At 38.1% G+C, this 18093-nt stretch carries 15 protein-coding genes and 2 riboswitches; of the genes, 14 read left to right on the plus strand and 1 reads right to left on the minus strand.

What is annotated here, in order from left to right:
* Positions 1–6: 6 nt before the first annotated feature.
* From holB to hisC, 12 genes are all read left to right on the plus strand, one after another.
* Positions 7–996 carry a DNA polymerase III subunit delta' gene (holB, locus tag CLOS_RS00400; RefSeq protein WP_012157947.1) on the plus strand — a complete coding sequence of 330 codons (990 nt, stop codon included), beginning with the start codon at positions 7–9 and terminating at the stop codon, positions 994–996.
* Positions 990–1874: a PSP1 domain-containing protein gene (locus CLOS_RS00405; protein WP_012157948.1), complete on the plus strand. Its 885-nt coding sequence runs from the start codon at positions 990–992 to the stop codon at positions 1872–1874. Before holB ends, CLOS_RS00405 begins: the two co-directional genes overlap by 7 nt.
* 274 nt (positions 1875–2148) lie before the next feature.
* A complete protein-coding gene (locus tag CLOS_RS00410) occupies positions 2149–3435 on the plus strand; it encodes an NAD(P)-dependent oxidoreductase (RefSeq protein ID WP_049753751.1) in 1287 nt (428 codons plus the stop codon).
* Between the two features lie 219 nt (positions 3436–3654).
* Positions 3655–3757: riboswitch (glycine riboswitch) on the plus strand.
* Between the two features lie 3 nt (positions 3758–3760).
* Positions 3761–3836, plus strand: a riboswitch (glycine riboswitch).
* A 287-nt stretch (positions 3837–4123) separates the two neighbouring features.
* Positions 4124–5230, plus strand: a complete 1107-nt coding sequence (gene gcvT / locus CLOS_RS00415) for a glycine cleavage system aminomethyltransferase GcvT (RefSeq protein WP_012157950.1) — start codon at positions 4124–4126, stop codon at positions 5228–5230.
* Positions 5231–5272: 42 nt separating this feature from the next.
* Positions 5273–5656, plus strand: a complete 384-nt coding sequence (gene gcvH / locus CLOS_RS00420) for a glycine cleavage system protein GcvH (protein WP_012157951.1) — start codon at positions 5273–5275, stop codon at positions 5654–5656.
* Position 5657: 1 nt separating this feature from the next.
* A complete protein-coding gene (gene gcvPA, locus CLOS_RS00425) occupies positions 5658–6998 on the plus strand; it encodes an aminomethyl-transferring glycine dehydrogenase subunit GcvPA (protein ID WP_012157952.1) in 1341 nt (446 codons plus the stop codon).
* Positions 6998–8458, plus strand: coding sequence for an aminomethyl-transferring glycine dehydrogenase subunit GcvPB (gene gcvPB / locus CLOS_RS00430; protein WP_012157953.1), 1461 nt, complete (start codon positions 6998–7000; stop codon positions 8456–8458). Before gcvPA ends, gcvPB begins: the two co-directional genes overlap by 1 nt.
* Before the next feature lie 136 nt (positions 8459–8594).
* On the plus strand, positions 8595–10697 hold the full coding sequence (locus tag CLOS_RS00435) for a sigma-54 interaction domain-containing protein (protein WP_012157954.1): 2103 nt from the start codon (positions 8595–8597) through the stop codon (positions 10695–10697).
* A 187-nt stretch (positions 10698–10884) separates the two neighbouring features.
* Positions 10885–12663, plus strand: a complete 1779-nt coding sequence (gene iorA / locus CLOS_RS00440) for an indolepyruvate ferredoxin oxidoreductase subunit alpha (protein ID WP_012157955.1) — start codon at positions 10885–10887, stop codon at positions 12661–12663.
* Between the two features lies 1 nt (position 12664).
* The gene (locus CLOS_RS00445; RefSeq protein ID WP_012157956.1) at positions 12665–13243 is read left to right on the plus strand and encodes an indolepyruvate oxidoreductase subunit beta; all 579 of its coding nucleotides are present in this window, start codon (positions 12665–12667) and stop codon (positions 13241–13243) included.
* Between the two features lie 35 nt (positions 13244–13278).
* A complete protein-coding gene (gene buk, locus CLOS_RS00450) occupies positions 13279–14343 on the plus strand; it encodes a butyrate kinase (RefSeq protein WP_012157957.1) in 1065 nt (354 codons plus the stop codon).
* 29 nt (positions 14344–14372) lie between these two features.
* Positions 14373–15488: a histidinol-phosphate transaminase gene (gene hisC, locus CLOS_RS00455; protein WP_012157958.1), complete on the plus strand. Its 1116-nt coding sequence runs from the start codon at positions 14373–14375 to the stop codon at positions 15486–15488.
* A gap of 50 nt (positions 15489–15538) precedes the next feature.
* Here the strand turns inward: hisC and CLOS_RS00460 are convergent, their stop codons facing one another.
* Positions 15539–15829 carry a hypothetical protein gene (locus CLOS_RS00460; RefSeq protein ID WP_041718850.1) on the minus strand — a complete coding sequence of 97 codons (291 nt, stop codon included), beginning with the start codon at positions 15827–15829 and terminating at the stop codon, positions 15539–15541.
* 233 nt (positions 15830–16062) lie between these two features.
* Here CLOS_RS00460 and CLOS_RS00465 point away from each other — a divergent pair, with 233 nt between their 5' ends.
* Both CLOS_RS00465 and CLOS_RS00470 read left to right on the plus strand, forming a co-directional pair.
* Positions 16063–17256 carry a DUF438 domain-containing protein gene (locus tag CLOS_RS00465; protein ID WP_012157959.1) on the plus strand — a complete coding sequence of 398 codons (1194 nt, stop codon included), beginning with the start codon at positions 16063–16065 and terminating at the stop codon, positions 17254–17256.
* A 111-nt stretch (positions 17257–17367) separates the two neighbouring features.
* Positions 17368–18084: a class I SAM-dependent methyltransferase gene (locus CLOS_RS00470; protein ID WP_012157960.1), complete on the plus strand. Its 717-nt coding sequence runs from the start codon at positions 17368–17370 to the stop codon at positions 18082–18084.
* The last annotated feature ends 9 nt before the right edge of the window (positions 18085–18093 follow it).

Raw genomic sequence — 18093 nt, forward strand, 5'->3', positions numbered from 1 at the left:
GCAAAAATGACATTGGAGAGTATTGTTGGGCAGGAAAAAGCAATAAAAAATTTAGAGAAAGCAGTACTTGAAAATCAGGTAGCCCATGCCTATTTATTTGAAGGCGCTGAAGGTTTAGGAAAGAAAGCGTTGGCTCTGAAACTAGCAGCAGCTCTAGTTTGTTTCGATCATAGTAAAAGACCCTGTGGGAAATGCAATAGCTGTTTAAAGATTAATAGTGGAAACCATCCTGGAATCAAGATAATAGAAGAAGCAGGCACCATAAAGGTAGATGAAGTGCGGGAATTGATAAAGGATATACAACTAAAGCCGTACGAAGGTTCTCATAAGGTGTACATCATATGTGACGCAGATAAGATGAACATCCAAGGGCAGAATGCTCTTTTAAAAACATTAGAGGAACCGCCAGCCTATGCTACATTAATTCTTCTGACTACAAAAAAAAGTAGCTTGCTTCCTACTATTATTTCGAGGTGTCAAAGTATAAAGTTAAGCCCAGTCAGTTCAGATCGTATCAAATCCTATTTGATCCAAGAGAAAGATATGGATCCGGACCGTGCCCAGATGCTCGCTGCACTTTCAGAAGGCATTATTGGCAAAGCTTTAGATCTGCTTAGCAATGAGGACTTTTATAAGCGAAGAGAGGATACCATTGATTTATGTAATGCTTTAATGGGAGCTAAGGTACTGAATATATTGGAATATACAATGTTTTTTGAAGAACAGAAAATATATGTTGAGCAAATTCTAGATTTAATGGTAAGCTGGTATAGGGACGTATTCGTCTATAAAGAAACTGGAAATATAGAGCTTATAACAAATGTAGATAAGAAGCAGGAATTGGATCTGAAAGCAGGGAGAATAGATTTTAGGAAACTAAGGGATATTATCTTTATCATAGAAAATGCAAAAAATAATTTAAAAAGCAATGTTCAGTTTCATTTGAATATAGAGGTTATGCTTTTAAATATTCAGGAGGTTTTATCTAAATGGTAACGGTTGTAGGTGTGAGGTTCAAGAAGGCAGGAAAGATATACTATTTCGATCCCAGTGACATAGAGTTAACTAAAAATGCGTTTGTCATCGTAGAAACTGCTAGAGGAATTGAGTTCGGACAGGTCGTAGTCGGACCTAAAAATGTTGTGGAGGAGGATATCATCAGTCCGCTAAAATCCGTTATTAGAATTGCAACGGATGAAGATATCACCAGACATAATGAAAATAAGCTAAAGGAAAAGGAAGCGCTAGAAGTCTGTATAGAGAAAATCAGGAAACATGAGCTGGATATGAATCTAGTCGATGTTGAATATACTTTTGATAATAATAAAGTTATTTTCTACTTTACTGCGGACGGTAGAGTGGATTTTAGAGATTTAGTAAAGGACTTAGCTGCTGTTTTTAAAACGAGAATCGAACTAAGGCAGATTGGTGTAAGAGATGAAGCAAAAATGCTTGGTGGCATTGGACCTTGTGGTAGACCCCTATGCTGCGCTACTTGGCTTGGTGATTTTGAACCTGTTTCAATTAAAATGGCAAAGGACCAAAGTCTTTCCTTAAATCCAGCTAAGATATCCGGTATATGCGGCAGACTATTTTGTTGTCTCAAATACGAGTATGATGTATATGCTGAAATTTTACAGAAGCTACCAGGTGTAGGCGCTATTGTTCTAACACCGGATGGAGAAGGTACCGTAACTGAAGTAAACGTGCTATCGGAACTTGTAAAGGTACGAATTAACAATACGAAGGATGCAGCTGAGATTAAAACCTATTTTCTTCATGATATTACTAGAATTAAGGATGTTGAGATAGAAGAAGTCGTAGATATTCCAGAAGAATTAGTACATGAACTAAAAAAATTAGATGGTAAATAAGGATATATTATTGTAAAAAGTAATTGGACTCCATATAAATATTGGACTGCCCATTCGTGGTTTATAATCATGAAAAGGGCAGTTTTTTGCTTAGAAAATATCAATTTAAGGTATTATTGAAATGTTCAAATAAATAGGACATATTAAATCTATATAATAGATCTTTTTCCTTGAATTTCTATAAAATAGTAGGGCACATTTTTCGTATTTCTATTGCCATTTTAGAGATTATTGCCTATTATAATAAGATAGTATTTTAAAATAACCTAAGAAAATGAAGTATTTAAAAGATATAGGAGCTGATATTGTGGCAGAGCACGTACTCGATAAGGCAAAACAATGTTTGCAATGTAAAAATCCAAGATGCGAACAAGGTTGCCCTATAAATACACCAATAAAAGAAATGATTCGACTACTTTTAGAGGGTGATATTCATGAAGCTGGAAAGATGGTATTTGAAAATAACCCATTGTCCATCGTATGTTCTCTCGTATGTCCCCACGAAAGACAATGCGAAGGAAACTGTATCAAAGGAATTAAATCAAATCCTGTTAAAATAGGGGATATAGAGCATTATATTTCCGATTATAATTTGGAGCTATTGGATTTAAAACCGGCAGAAAAGCAAAGCGGTAATATTGGCATTATAGGTTCTGGGCCAGCAGGAATCACAATCGCATTGATATTGGCTCTCAGAGGATACAGTGTAACCATATTTGAATCGAGAGAGAAAATCGGGGGTATGCTCAGATATGGTATTCCTGAGTTCCGATTATCTAGAAACATACTGGACCGAATTCAACGATGGCTAACAGATCTAGGTGTTGTGATTCGTCCCAATACTTTAATTGGTTCCAAACTAACCATAGATGAACTTCTAAGAGATGGCTTCGATGCACTTTTCATCGGAACTGGTGTATGGCAGCCGAAAAAGTTGGATATTCGAGGTGAAAGCTTAGGTCACGTTCATTTTGCAATCGATTACCTAAGAAATCCAGACGTGTACAATTTAGGGAAAAAGGTGTGCGTCATAGGGGCAGGTAATGTAGCCATGGATGTTGCCCGAACTGCTGTTAGAAAAGGTGCAAAGGAAGTAACCATTATGTATCGAAAAGGCATTGAAGAAATGACAGCGACAAAGCATGAAATAGAATATACGAAGATCGATGGCGTTCGATTTGAGCTTTATAAAGCACCTCTTGAGATTACAGCAGAGGGCGTAATTTATACGGAAACAGAAAAGATAGAAGATGAAAAAGGAGTCCGATTTGCGACAATTAAAGGATCGGAAAAACTATTCCAGTGCGACTCTGTAATGATTGCCATCAGCCAAGGGCCTAGAGCTAATATCATATCTACAACCACAGGGATTGAAGTGAATTCACAGGGATTAGCGATCGTAGATGAAAATGGAATGACCACAAGGGAGGGCGTTTTTGCAGCAGGAGATGTTGTTACAGGGGCAAAAACCGTTGTAAATGCTGTAAAATACTCAAAGCATATTGCCGATGCAATCGGAAATTACGTTGATAAGAGATATCATGAAAACAAGGAGAATTAGGGCGGGGCACCCTTAAATTCTCCTTTATTTTCAATGGATATAAAGCTTTGAGCGTGGAAGTAGACATATTATTGTTCTAAGAGTAGATATTTTTGACAGTGAATCAAAAGTTAAAATATTCTAAAAATACCGATGTTAAAAAAATATCAAAAGTTGAAAAGGGATGTTAAAAGAGGTATGATAAGGTCATAGGGTATTAATAAATACATACAGGATCAGATGAAAATAACGAGAGATATTCTTACTGGAATAGCCGAAGAAGCAATATAGAAGATGCCATTCTTCCATAGAATCTTTCAGGCAAAAGGATCGTTATTGGATGAATCTCTGGAGAGACCGTAAACGCGGCGCCGTAGGAGAAATACTTTTTAGTGTAGAAACTCTCAGGCACAAATACAGAGGAGCATGATGGCAGGTTTTCTTACTATTCCATTGTGGTTCTTGTTTTTTTACCTGTTGATATAGTGAGAATTTTAAGAAGATATATGCATTTGTATAGCCGGCCATATCCGTCCTATTATGTGAATATTATATATAAAACTATGCATATTATATAGTCGTAATGACTACAATTCTATTGATATAGTGTCTTACTATACCACGTAAGATTTACGACTGATTTTATTAAAAACATATATTTCTATGTTTCTTAAGGATTCATAATTTTGTATAAAAGGAGGATGTATTCATGACAGAGCTTAAAAGAACACCACTGTTTGATGCACATAACAGATATGGTGGAAAATTAGTGGACTTTGCAGGATGGGAAATGTCTGTACAATTTGAAGGCTTAACAGCAGAACATGAGGCAGTTCGAAACGCAGCAGGAATATTTGATGTATCCCATATGGGAGAAATTGAAGTGAGAGGAAAAGATGCAGAGGCCTTTGTTCAGTATTTAGTTACCAACGATGTGGCTGCATTAGAGGACAATCAGATTGTATATACATTTATGTGTTATCCAGATGGTGGCATCGTAGATGATCTGTTGGTATATAAGTTTAACAAAGAATATTACTATCTGGTAGTAAATGCAAGCAACTCAGATAAAGATTTTGCTTGGATGAACGAGAACAAAGGGGCATACGATGTGGAGATTATCAACATCTCAGATAGCGTTTCCCAAGTAGCGGTTCAAGGACCAAAGGCTGAAGAAATTGTACAAGAACTGACAGATACAGATCTTTCGGAAATCCCTTTCTTTTATTTTAAAAATGATGTGGTGATTAATGGTGCCAATTGTCTAATTTCAAGAACGGGGTATACTGGTGAAGATGGCTTTGAAATCTATGTAGATAATGACAAAGTCGATGCTTTATGGGATAAAATCATTGAAGTTGGAAAAGACAGAGGATTGAAGCCAGCAGGATTAGGTGCCAGAGATACATTGAGATTTGAAGCGACTCTTCCGCTTTATGGTCACGAAATAGACAAGGATATTTCTCCTTTAGAGGCTGGACTTGGATTCTTCGTTAAGTTAAATAAAGAAAACTTTATTGGAAAGGATGCGCTTGTCCGCCAGAAGGAAGAGGGTCTGAAAAGAAAAGTAGTCGGCTTTGAAATGAAGGAAAATGGTATCCCAAGACAAGGGTACGAGGTTAAAGTAGGCGACAAGGTGATTGGTGTTGTAACAACAGGGTATAATTCACCTACACTCAAAAAGAACATTGGATACGCTTTAATTGATGCAGAGTACGCAGCACTGGGTACGCCAATCGATATTCAAGTAAGAAAGAAAACACTAAAGGCAGAAGTGGTAAGCAAGAAATTCTATACAAGAAGTACTAAAAAATAAATTTAACATATAAATCAAAATCATCTCAAGGAGGAATAATTTATGAAAACTGTAGCAGGACTTTTATATTCAAAGGATCACGAGTGGGTAAAGGTAGAAGGAAATGAAGCTTATATTGGTATTACAGATTTTGCACAGCACGCTTTAGGTGAAATCGTATTCGTTGAATTACCAGAAGTTGACGATGAAATTGCACAAGGAGATGCTTTCAGCGTAGTTGAATCTGTAAAGGCAGCATCAGACGCTTATTCACCGGTTTCAGGAAAGGTTTTAGAAGTAAATGAAGAATTAGACGGTGCACCAGAGCTTTTAAATGAAGATGCTTTTGCAAACTGGATCATTAAAGTTGAATTAACAAACCCTTCTGAGCTTGAAGGATTACTGAGCGATAAAGAATACGCAGAATTCTGTGAAAAGGAGGCATAATATGCACAGGTACATACCTAATACAGATGCTGACACCAAGCGAATGCTGGAAGTTATAGGAGTAAATAACCTAGAGGATTTATTTAACGATATACCTAAAGAGCTTCAATTAGGTAGGGAACTAGATTTAGAAGGACCATATTCTGAAATGGAAATCCTTCGTCATATGAAAGAGTTAAGCGGTAAAAACACAAATATCGATGAGTTGACTTGCTTCTTAGGGGCCGGCGCTTATGATCACTATATTCCGAGTATAATTAAGCATTTAGCAGGAAGATCAGAGTTTTTCACAGCATATACACCGTATCAGCCTGAAATCAGCCAAGGTACGCTGCAAGCAATATTTGAATATCAAACCATGATCTGTAACTTAACAGGCATGGACGTAACCAATGCGTCTATGTACGACGGCGCAACTGCTTGCGGAGAGGCAGCAGTAATGGCAGCAGATAACACGAGACGTAAATCCATCGTTGTTTCTTCAACAGTTCATCCAGAGGTACGGAAAGTATTAAAGAACTATGTAGAGCTTAGAGACATCGAGTTGGTAGAAGTGAATATGGCGGAAGGCGTAACAGATATCGATCATTTAAAATCTTTAGTAAGTAAAGAAACTGCTGCTGTTATCATTCAGAGCCCGAACTTCTTCGGTATTATAGAGGACCTTACAGAAGCTGAGAAAATCATCCATGAAAACAAAGGACTGCTGATTAGCTATGTAGATCCGATTTCCTTAGGAATATTAAAAAGCCCCAGCGAATTAGGCGTAGATATTGTTGTTGGAGAGGGTCAATCCTTAGGAAGTAGCTTAAACTTCGGAGGACCATACCTAGGATTCCTAGCGACAACTTCTAAACTGATCCGAAAAATGCCCGGTAGAATCATTGGTCAATCCAATGACATAGATGGCAAGAGAGCTTTCGTTCTTACACTGCAAGCAAGAGAGCAACATATCCGAAGATATAAGGCGACTTCAAATATCTGTTCCAACCAAGGTTTAGTAGCATTGATGGCTTCCATGTATTTAACGATTTTAGGTAAAAAAGGGATCAAAGAAGTTGCAATGCAAAGTACACAAAAAGCCCATTATGCATTTAATGAACTTACAAAGAGTGGAAAGTTTAAACCATTATTCAACAAGCCTTTCTTTAAAGAGTTTGCCTTAACAAGTGACCTAGATCCTACTCAGGTGAACAAGGAGCTACTTAAAAACGGTATTCTTGGCGGATATGAGCTTAGAAAAGAATATGCAGAAATGGAAAATGGCTTATTACTGTGCGTAACTGAAAAGAGAACGAAGGAAGAAATCGATAAACTAGCTAAAGTAATGGAGGTGATATAATGAAGTCAGATTACAATAAACTAATATTTGAGATTTCTAAGGAAGGTAGAAAAGCCTATAGCTTACCGAAATGTGACGTAGAGGAAGTAAATCTTGAAAGCCTAATCCCGAAAGAATTTTTAAGTGATAAAGAATTAGATTTACCGGAGGTAAGTGAAGTGGATGTTATCAGACATTACACTCAATTATCCAACAAGAACTATGGTGTTGATACGGGATTCTACCCATTGGGCTCTTGTACCATGAAATACAATCCGAAGCTCAATGAAGATATGGCGGTGCTTCCTGGATTTGCAAATATCCATCCATATCAGCCTGAGGAAACTGTGCAAGGTGCTTTAGAGCTAATGTACAAATTAGATAAAATGCTTGCAGAAGTAGCAGGGATGGAACGAATGACCCTTCAACCTGCAGCAGGTGCTCACGGTGAGCTTGTAGGGTTAATGGTTATCAAAGCTTACCATAAGAAGAGGGGCGATCTTAAGAGAACGAAGATTATCATCCCGGATTCTGCCCATGGAACAAATCCAGCCAGTGCAGCTGTTGCTGGCTTTGATGTTGTTGAAATTAAATCAAATCCAGATGGCTCTGTGAACATTGATAGCCTAAAATCTGCTTTAAGCGATGAAATCGCTGGTTTAATGTTAACAAACCCAAGTACCTTAGGATTATTTGAAACAAATATCAAGCAAATTGCAGATCTAGTTCATGATGCAGGTGGATTGCTATACTATGATGGTGCCAATATGAACGCAATTATGGGTGTAACAAGACCAGGCGATATGGGATTTGACGTTATTCATTATAATATACATAAAACATTCTCCACACCCCACGGTGGTGGCGGACCTGGAAGCGGACCTGTTGGTGTTAGAAAAGATTTGGTTGAATTCCTTCCTTCTCCTGTTATTGAGAAAAAAGGAGAGGAATACGTACTAGATTACGACAGACCATATTCTATCGGTAAAATCAAGAGCTTCTATGGACACTTTGGAATTCTAGTTAGAGCCTATACCTACATTCTTTCCTATGGACCAGCATTGAGAGAAGTTAGTGAAAAGGCAGTTTTAAATGCCAACTACATGATGCATAAGCTTAAGGAAAAATACTATCTACCAATAGAACAGGTATGCAAGCATGAGTTCGTATTGGGTGGTTTAAATGAAGATATTTTAGGTGTTTCTACATTGGATATTGCAAAACGTCTTTTAGACTACGGATATCATCCACCAACCATTTACTTCCCACTGATTGTAAATGAAGCCATGATGATAGAACCAACAGAAACAGAAAGTGTAGAAACCTTGGATCAATTTATCGATGCATTGAATAAAATTGCAGATGAAGCAAAGGAAACACCGGAGCTATTAAAAAATGCACCACACCATACCCATGTAAGAAGAATCGATGAAGCAAAGGCTGCAAGAAACTTAATCGTGAAATGGGAAAGAGAACAATAAAATTATAAAACTTACAAAGAACTAGGCGCTTTCCTAAAGCACCTAGTTCTTTCATTTTAATGCAGGACTTTCAATTTACGGACGGTTCCACTATAATTAACATATAAGCAAAACATGGATAGGAAGGGGTGGCGAAGTGAAAAAGAAGTTAGCGATTCTATGCTATAGCAATGGAACTTTAGAAATATATTACGAGCAGATTCAAAGCCTCTTTCAGGATAATTTGATTATTGAAAAATACTGTCTGGAGAATGGGCCAATTCAAAAGGAGATCGTAGCCGATTTAATTTTACTGCCTTCCTTCGACGCCTTTGAGAAAGTAAGACATCTGATAAAAAAGGTGGATAAGGTTCTATTTGCAGATCGAACGATTTCAAAAGGTGGTTTAGATAAGATGATGGACATTGAAGAGGGAACAGAAGCATTTTTCCTAGACGAAAGCATGGAGATGTCCAAGCAAATGGTATCCACACTCTATGAAATTGGAGTGGATCATATGAATCTGACCCCTATTTGTCCAACGACAGAGGGTAATTTTAAAGAGAAAATGATCATCGTTTTAGGTAAATCTAGTAACATTCCTCTGAACACCACAAATATCCTCAATATTGGCAACAGTCTTTTAGATATTAATACCATCATTGAAATTGGCGTTCGATTGGATTATTTACATATATTAAATCGACAGAACATCGGAAAGAGCTATAAGGAAATTGCAACGGCCAATTACGGACTCTCTCGAATTCTAGGCATGACGAACATGTCGGAGGGGCAATTGGATATACTCTTGCAGGTCATTGACGATGGCTTAATAGGTATTGATGCCAAGGGAAGTATCTTTTTATATAATGAAAACGCAGGAGAAATAGTGGGTTATACAAGGGAAGATGTGGTTCATAGAGATGGTATTCTGCTGTTTCCTCAAATTCCTTTTAAGGATGTCCTAGAAAATCTAAGGTCTGTAAGAGAGATCTTAATTAAGATCAATGGCGTGGATTTAATCGTATCTGTAGATCCTATCGTCCACTCCGAACGATTATATGGTGCTGTGGCCATTATTCGAAGGTTCAGCGATGCAGAGAGTCAGCAGCATCGATTGAGAGCAAAAGTTATAGGCAAGGGTCATAAGGCAAAATATAACTTTGGGGACATCGTTGGAGAAAGCGAGAACATAAAGAAAACCATAGAGATCGCAAAGCGGATGGCAAGGTCCAATTCCTCCATATTGATCACTGGGGAAAGCGGCACTGGAAAAGAATTGTTTGCACAGGCAATTCATAATAACTCCAAAAGAAGAAATTTTCAGTTTGTCGCCATCAATTGTGGTGCCCTACCAGAAAGCCTTTTGGAAAGTGAGCTTTTTGGATATGAAGAAGGTGCTTTTACCGGTGCTAGAAAAGGAGGAAAGTCAGGATTATTCGAGCTTGCCCATAACGGCACCTTATTTTTAGATGAAATAGGGGAGATGCCGCCCAGCCTTCAGATGAGGCTGCTGAGGGTTCTTCAAGAGAGAGAGGTCATGCGCCTGGGCGGAGATAGCATCATCAATGTGGATATTCGAATTATTGCTGCAACCAATAAGAATCTGAAAGAGATGATGGCAACGGGAGGATTCAGAGAAGATCTATATTACAGATTGAATGTCCTACCTCTAAAGATTCCACCTTTAAGATCTAGGAAAAAGGATATTGAAACCCTAGTAGATCGGTTTAGAGCAGAGTTTAGAGGGTCCTTCGTTTTATCTCAAATGGCAAAGGATGTACTTTTATCCTACAACTGGAAGGGAAATGTAAGGGAGCTAAAAAACTATATAGAATACTTGGTGAGTCTAGAAATAAAAGAAGTCGATGTAAAAGATCTGCCCTTTGAAATTTTTGAAGAGGTGGAAGGAAATATTCTTCTAGAGGAGGATGCGGAAGCCATCGTCAGCTCTGAAGAAAGAAATATTTATAATGACTTGAAGGAAGATGCAGGAAAAGACCTACCGAAGTATATTTTTATATTAGAGGAATTGGAAAAAGCGTTCTTAAGCAATAAAAGGTTGGGACGAAGAAGCCTACTGACTATTGCCAAACAGAAGAAAATGTTCCTAGGAGAACAGGAAATTCGGAACATGCTCCTTTATTTAGAAAGCAAGGGCATGGTAGAGGTTTATAAAGGACGGGGCGGTACCCTGATTACGGATCGGGGGAAAAATATTTTAAACTATTATGCAAAGAGCAAAGGGTTTAATGGGTAGGGTTATTCACCCTTTAATCCCTATTATTTTTGTAATCCTACCAAAAAAGTAGCAAAAATGGACAAAAAGTCTAAATATTTAGTTAAATTGAATTGGCATAGAAATTGCACATATTGTAATAAGATGAATTATTAAATTAAAACTACTATCCATTTCAAATTGAATCGAAATAGAAGGGGGATACAAAATGAAACAGTTACTTACAGGTAATGAGGCAGTTGCCCGTGGTGCATACGAAGCAGGGATTACATATGCAGCGGCTTATCCAGGTACGCCCAGTACAGAAATACTAGAGAACATTGCACCCTACAAGAAGGAAATCATAGCAGAATGGGCACCCAATGAAAAGGTAGCCTTAGAATCGGCGATTGGGGCATCCGTTGTAGGTGCAAGAGCACTGGCTGCAATGAAGCACGTGGGCGTAAACGTTGCTGCCGACCCATTGTTTTCTTATGCATATACAGGAGTGAATGGGGGCTTGGTATTGGTTTCAGCCGATGATCCAGGGTGTCATTCCTCCCAGAATGAGCAGGACAACAGACTGTATGCCAAGTTTGCAAAGGTAGCAATGGTAGAACCAAGTGATAGTCAAGAGTGTAAAGACATGGTAAAGGCTGCTGTAGAAATCAGTGAACGTTTTGATACCATCGTCATCTTAAGAATGACAACGAGAATCTGCCACGGTAAGGGCGTCGTTGAGTTTGGTGAAAGAGAAGAAGTAGGGCTAAAGCCTTATGTGAAAAACCCTCAAAAATATGCAACAGTACCAGCCAATGCAAGGGCTCTAAGATTTGTAGTAGAGGATCGATTGGCAGCGTTAGAGAAATTCTCCAATGAAACAGACTTGAACTTCTTTGAATGGAATGATAAGAAAATTGGCATTATTTCATCCAGCGTATCCTACCAATATGCCAAGGATGTATTTGGTGATACAGTTTCTTATCTAAAGCTGGGCTTTACCCATCCACTTCCAATGGATAAGATCAAGGAGTTTGCCAAAGAAGTAGAAACGCTTTACGTAATAGAAGAGCTAGAGCCATATATTGAAGATCAAATAAAAGCAGCAGGAATTCACTGTATTGGTAAGGATAAAATTACAGGAATTGGTGAGCTGAATCCGGATATTATCGCAAAGTCTTTGCTTGGTGAAGAAAGGGAAATGGTGGACTACGATAGAAGCATTGCAGTAAACAGACCGCCAACACTTTGTGCAGGATGTCCGCACAGAGGATTCTTCTATGAGCTTAGCAAGAAAAAAGACATCATCGTGAACGGCGATATCGGATGTTATGGCTTAGGGGTAGCGCCGCCGCTGAGCACTGTAGATACCATTATTTGTATGGGCGCAAGTGTTAGCATGGCCCATGGTGCTCAAAAGGTATTAAACAGGCATGATGTCAATAAGAGAATGGTGGCGGTTATCGGCGATTCTACTTTCTTTCATACAGGTATAAATTCACTGATGGATACGATGTACAATAGAGGGAATACGATTAATGTGATCTTAGACAATAGAATTACAGGAATGACAGGACATCAAGAAAACCCAGGAACGGGATACACCCTTCAAGGAATGCCAACAAAGGAAATCGACATTACGGCTTTATGCAAGGCTATTGGCGTGGAGCACGTAAGAACCATCAATCCTTTAGACCTGAAAGAAGGCAAAGAAGCCTTAGAATGGGCAATGGCATTGGATGAGCCTTGTGTTATTATTACGAGATGGCCATGTGTACTAAAGAGCTTATCTCCTGAAGATAAGAAGGAGTTTGGGGACTATAAAGGTCTATGTGAAGTGAACCACGAAAAATGCATTGGATGTAAAATGTGTATCAAAACCGGTTGTCCTGCACTTCGATTCGATAAAGAAACAAAAAAAGTGACCATCGATAAGACGCAATGTGTAGGCTGTACCGTTTGCCTTCAAGTTTGTCCAGTAAAAGCAATCAGTAAGGTGGGTGAATAATATGTCAGAAGTTAAGAGTCTATTATTAGTTGGCGTTGGCGGACAAGGGACGATTCTTGCGAGTAAAATATTATCGGCAGGTCTACTGGATGCTGGCTACGATGTTAAAATGTCAGAGGTTCACGGTATGGCGCAGAGAGGTGGCAGCGTGACCACACAGGTTCGATACGGTAAGAAGGTTCATGCACCAATTATCGGAAAGGGTCAAGCGGATATTCTAGTTTCATTTGAGGCCATGGAAGCCCTTCGGTGGTTAGAGTTTTTAAATCCTAAGGGTAGAGCTGTCGTGAATGACTTTAAAATTCCATCGGCACCAATTTTAATGGGGAATGTGGATTATCCAGAGGGTGTCATAGAAACAATAAAAGAAAAAGTGAATACCAGTATATTAGACGCAGGGCAAATAGCAGAACGCATCGGCAACCCAAAAACGATGAATATTGTACTTTTAGGCGCTTTGGTTAAGGCGATGGGACTGACAGACATTGACTGGGAGAAAGCTATCCGAGAAAATGTAAAAGAGCAATTTGTAGAGATTAATATCAAGGCCTTTGAGGAAGGTATGAAGGCTGTAGCGTAGTAAAAGAATCCACATTATTTAAGGGAGGAAATTCAGTGTCTTTTAAAATACTAGCGATCAACCCAGGTTCAACTTCAACAAAAATAGCAATCTATGAGGATACAAAGGAGATATCTAAAAAGAATATTGAGCATCCAAGTGATGAAATTGCAAAGTACAACAAAATTACAGATCAATATGAAATGAGATACAAACAAATCCTAAGCTTTTTAGAGGAAAATAATTTTGATATCAAGAGTCTTTCTGCCGTTGTAGGTAGAGGAGGTCCGCTGCCGCCAGTACGCTCTGGTGCATATAAAGTAAACGATGCCATGGTAGATCGACTAAAGAATAGACCGATTATTGAGCATGCATCGAACCTAGGCTCTATCATAGCGAAGGAAATCGCAGATTCTATCGGTGTCAATGCTTATATCTACGATTCTATCTCTGTAGATGAATTAGATGATATTGCAAGAATTTCAGGTTTGGCAGAGATCGAAAGACAGAGTTTAACCCATTGCTTGAACATGAGAGCTGCGGCCATAAAGACTGCTGGTAATATAGGAAAGGCCTATAAGGATTGTAACTTTGTGGTGGCGCACTTAGGTGGAGGTATTTCCTTAAGTGCCCATCGCCAAGGAAAGATGGTGGATATGGTATCCGATGTTGAGGGGCCATTTTCTCCAGAAAGAGCAGGGGTTTTGCCGACGGATAAGCTTGTCAGCATGTGCTATACCACAGAGCAATCTGTTGTAAATAAAAAGCTGAGGGGTAAAGGTGGTTTAGTATCCTATCTCAATACCAACAGCGCCTTAGAGGTACAAGATCGAATCGATAATGGTGATGAGTACGCAAAGCTTGTTTATGAAGCCATGGCGTATCAAATCGCCAAAGCCATTGGTCAGCTTTCTGTGGTATTGGAGGGAAATATCGATCGAATTATATTAACTGGTGGTATTGCATATTCAAAAATGCTGATGGATTGGATTGTAAAAAGAGTATCGTTCATTGCGCCAATAGAAATTCTACCTGGAGAAAATGAACTAGAATCCTTAGCCCTTGGAACCTTACGAGTACTAAAGGGAGAAGAAGAAGCATACGAATATGATTTAGATTAATCTATAATTTTGAGGGGAGTGTCGTTGATATGACTACAAATTTATTTAGAAAAGAGCTGGAGGTTTTAAAGCCTTATGTACCGGGAAAACCAATTGAAGAGGTGCAGAAAGAATACGGCATCGATCAGATCGAGAAATTAGCATCTAATGAAAATCCGTTAGGACCTTCTCCAAAGGCTGTGGAAGCAATTATGAGAGAAGTTCAGCACATTAATATTTATCCAGATGCTTATGCAATGAAGCTGAAAGAGGAAATTGCTAAAAGAACCAATTTAACTCATGAAAATATCATTACAGGAAATGGTGGAGAGCAGATTATACAACTCATAGCGCAGACTTTTATCAATCCTGGAGACGAAGCGATTATGGCAGATACTACATTTGGTCTATACGAAACAAGTGTGCTGAATATGAAGGGTGTACCTGTTATTCTTCCGTTAAAGGACTACAAACATGATTTAGATGGATTTGTTGAGAAAATCAATGAAAATACAAAGATCATCTATATCTGTAATCCAAACAACCCTGTCGGTAATATCTTAAGCAAAGAAGAAATGGAAGGTTTCGTTGCAAGGGTTCCAGAAAATGTGGTGATTGTATTGGATGAAGCATATTACGATTACGCAAAAGTGAATCCAGAGTACCCAGAGTCTTTGGATGTCTTAGCAAAAAGACCGAATACTGTGATCCTAAGAACCTTCTCTAAGGTAGGCGGTATTGCAGGCGTAAGGGTAGGGTATGCTCTTACATCAAAGGAAATTGCATCTCAAATGAGCAAGGTAAAAGATGTATTTAACGTAAATATACTAGCTCAGGCTGCTGCTTTAGGCGTGTTAGAAGATACAGAGCATATAGAGAAAACAGTGAAGCTGAATTATGAATCCCTAGGGATGATGGAAAAGTATTGTGAAGAAAATGATCTGGAGTATATAAAATCCAATGCAAACTTTATGTTTATGAATATAGGGACACATTCTAAGCCTGTATTTGAAGAGCTGATGAAGCAAGGAATCATCATAAGACCGGGATTCCTATGGAAGTGGGATAACTGGATTCGAGTAAGTACAGGAACATTAGAGCAAACAGAGAAGTTCATCGATAAGCTGGATGGCATCCTAAATAAAGGAACATGCTGCTGCGGCTAATAAATAATTTGATACGGTAGAAATAAGGTGGCATTCCATGGGATGCCACCTTATTTTAATGGTTTACTGCAATGAGGACATTTTTTAGGGAAGATATGGTATCTTCCAATAGCTTTTTTACAATAAGGACATCTTCGTAAAAGAACGACAGCAATGATAAGCACCGTAGATAGAGTTAAAAGAAATTCCATTACTCTATATAGCCTTGGGTTGGTGTGTTGAGACAATAAAGCAAAAATAAAGAGCATAGGAACTGAAACTAGAGCTAAGGTCGTCACATATATGAGGATCGACTCTCTTTTTTGGAATTTCTTTTTATTGTGATCATCATCTTGCTTCATATAGATTCTCCTTTACGCTACATAATGAAGTTTAAGTTCATGTGAATGGCGCATCCCACCCACATAAATATTTAGATTATAAAATTAGTATATCAAAAATAGTAGGACTTGGAAGGAAATTGAAAGGAAAAGGAGAACTTTATTATAAAATATTTTATTCGGAATCCATTTAAATTTAATACACATACGATAGAGTAACTATACTATTAGAAACAGCAGAAAGGAGTGATGCAATGAACCAAGACAGAGAAAAAATCAATGGATTGATCGAGTATGTGAAGGGCATAAAAGATAATTTAAACGGGGCAGAGCTTTACTTAAAGTACAAAAGTGATATTGAAAATGTGAAGCCCCAAGAAGCTTTTGAAGTATTTTATGCATTACTAGAGGAAGGAATGGAGCCTAAAGAAGTTCTAGTTTTTTTAGATAAGATCATCAATGTCTTCTATAAAAGCCTGTCCCATCACCAATGGGAGAGACCTGCAAATGATAATTTTCTAGTGGATTTAATTCTTGAGAATGAGGCTCTTTTTGAAAGGGCAGAAGAGATAAAAATAGACTTAAAGGAAGAAAATTTAGAGATAAAGAAAGAAAAGCTGATTCCTAAGGTTAAGGCTCTTGAAGCGATCAAACACCACTATTTAAAAAAGGAAAATATCTTATTTCCTTATTTAGAAAAAACCATGGAGAAGTTCCATGGATTAAAAATTATGTGGGCATTACATGATGAAGTAAGAAATCGAATTCAGGAGACTGTAAGTATTCTCCAATCAAAGGAAAGTGATGAAAAAGAGGTCAATGGCGTCATCGGAAAGCTATTCTTTGGAATCTTAGGGGTAGCGAAGAAAGAGAATTTAATTCTTTTTCCAGCCGCAAGCGAGGTCTTAAGCCCTCAGGATTGGTACGACATGCATAAGCAAAGTCTGGAGTATGAATTTTCCTTCATAGAAAAAGCAAAAGAAGAGATCGAAATGTATCGCACAGATTCAGAGGGACGAACTGAGGTTTTCGAAGGAGAATACAAGCTGAAAACAGAAACGGGAGAATTGAGCCTCGAGCAGGTTGCAATGATTTTCAATGCATTGCCAGTAGATATGACCTTTGTAGATGAAAACAACAAGGTAAGATACTTTACGCGACCGAAGGATCGAATATTTCCTCGTTCTCCTGCGATTATCGGAAGGGATGTCAACAACTGTCACCCACCGGATAGTGTCCATATTGTCCAAAAAATCATAGAAGGGTTTAGAACTGGACAAAAGGATTCTGCAAAGTTTTGGATTGAGTTAAAGGGAAAAATGATCTTAATACAATATTTTGCACTAAGAGATGCGAAGGGCATCTATCGTGGAACCTTAGAAGTGAGTCAAGATATAACCGAAATACGAGGATTGGAAGGGCAGAGAAGATTGCTAGATTGGGATTAAGGAGAGTCATGCTTTTAGATTTTGAATTAGAGCTCAGATTCTACACTCAATCATGATCGTGATGCAACAATCCATACGTAGATGAGAAATTTCGAAGAAAGAGGTGGACCCATGTCAAAATTTTATACTGAAATATCCAAATACTATGATTATATATTTCCTACGGGGAAAGCACAGCTTCAGTTAATTAAAAAAATTGTGGGAGAGGCACCAAAAAATATTTTAGACGTAGCCTGCGGCAGTGGTGGTTATGCCAAATCCTTAAACGATAGTGGACACCAGGTTACTGCCATAGACTTAGACCAAGAAATGGTACAAGCATTAAAAGCGAGGGATACAGGCATCGATGCTCGTGTGCTCAATATGTTAGATATAGAAGTGCTAAACAAAACCTTTGACTTGATTTTTTGCATCGGTAATTCTGTAGTACATCTCAATAATAACGAGGAAATCTACGAATTTCTAAAATCATGTAAAAACAGCTTGAAGGAAAATGGCCATTTATTAATTCAAATCGTGAATTACGATAGAGTTTTGGCTCAAGATGTAAAACAATTACCGACAATAAAAAATGAAGATGTTCCTTTAGTTTTTGAGCGATATTATGACTATTGGCCAGAGCAACATAAAATAAATTTTAGAACCATACTAAGAGTAAACGAAAATGTATTAGAAAATAGTGTTCTGCTTCATCCAATAAAATCTACAGAGTTTGTAGGCTTATTAGAGGAATTAGGATTTCAAGATATTCAGCTTTATGGAAGCTTCAATCAGGAGGCATACGACCCAATGGTCTCTTTTCCATTGATTATGGTAGCAAAGAAATAATAGGGATAG

This window comes from Alkaliphilus oremlandii OhILAs (assembly GCF_000018325.1).
In the GTDB taxonomy this organism is placed as follows: Bacteria; Bacillota; Clostridia; order Peptostreptococcales; family Natronincolaceae; genus Alkaliphilus_B; species Alkaliphilus_B oremlandii.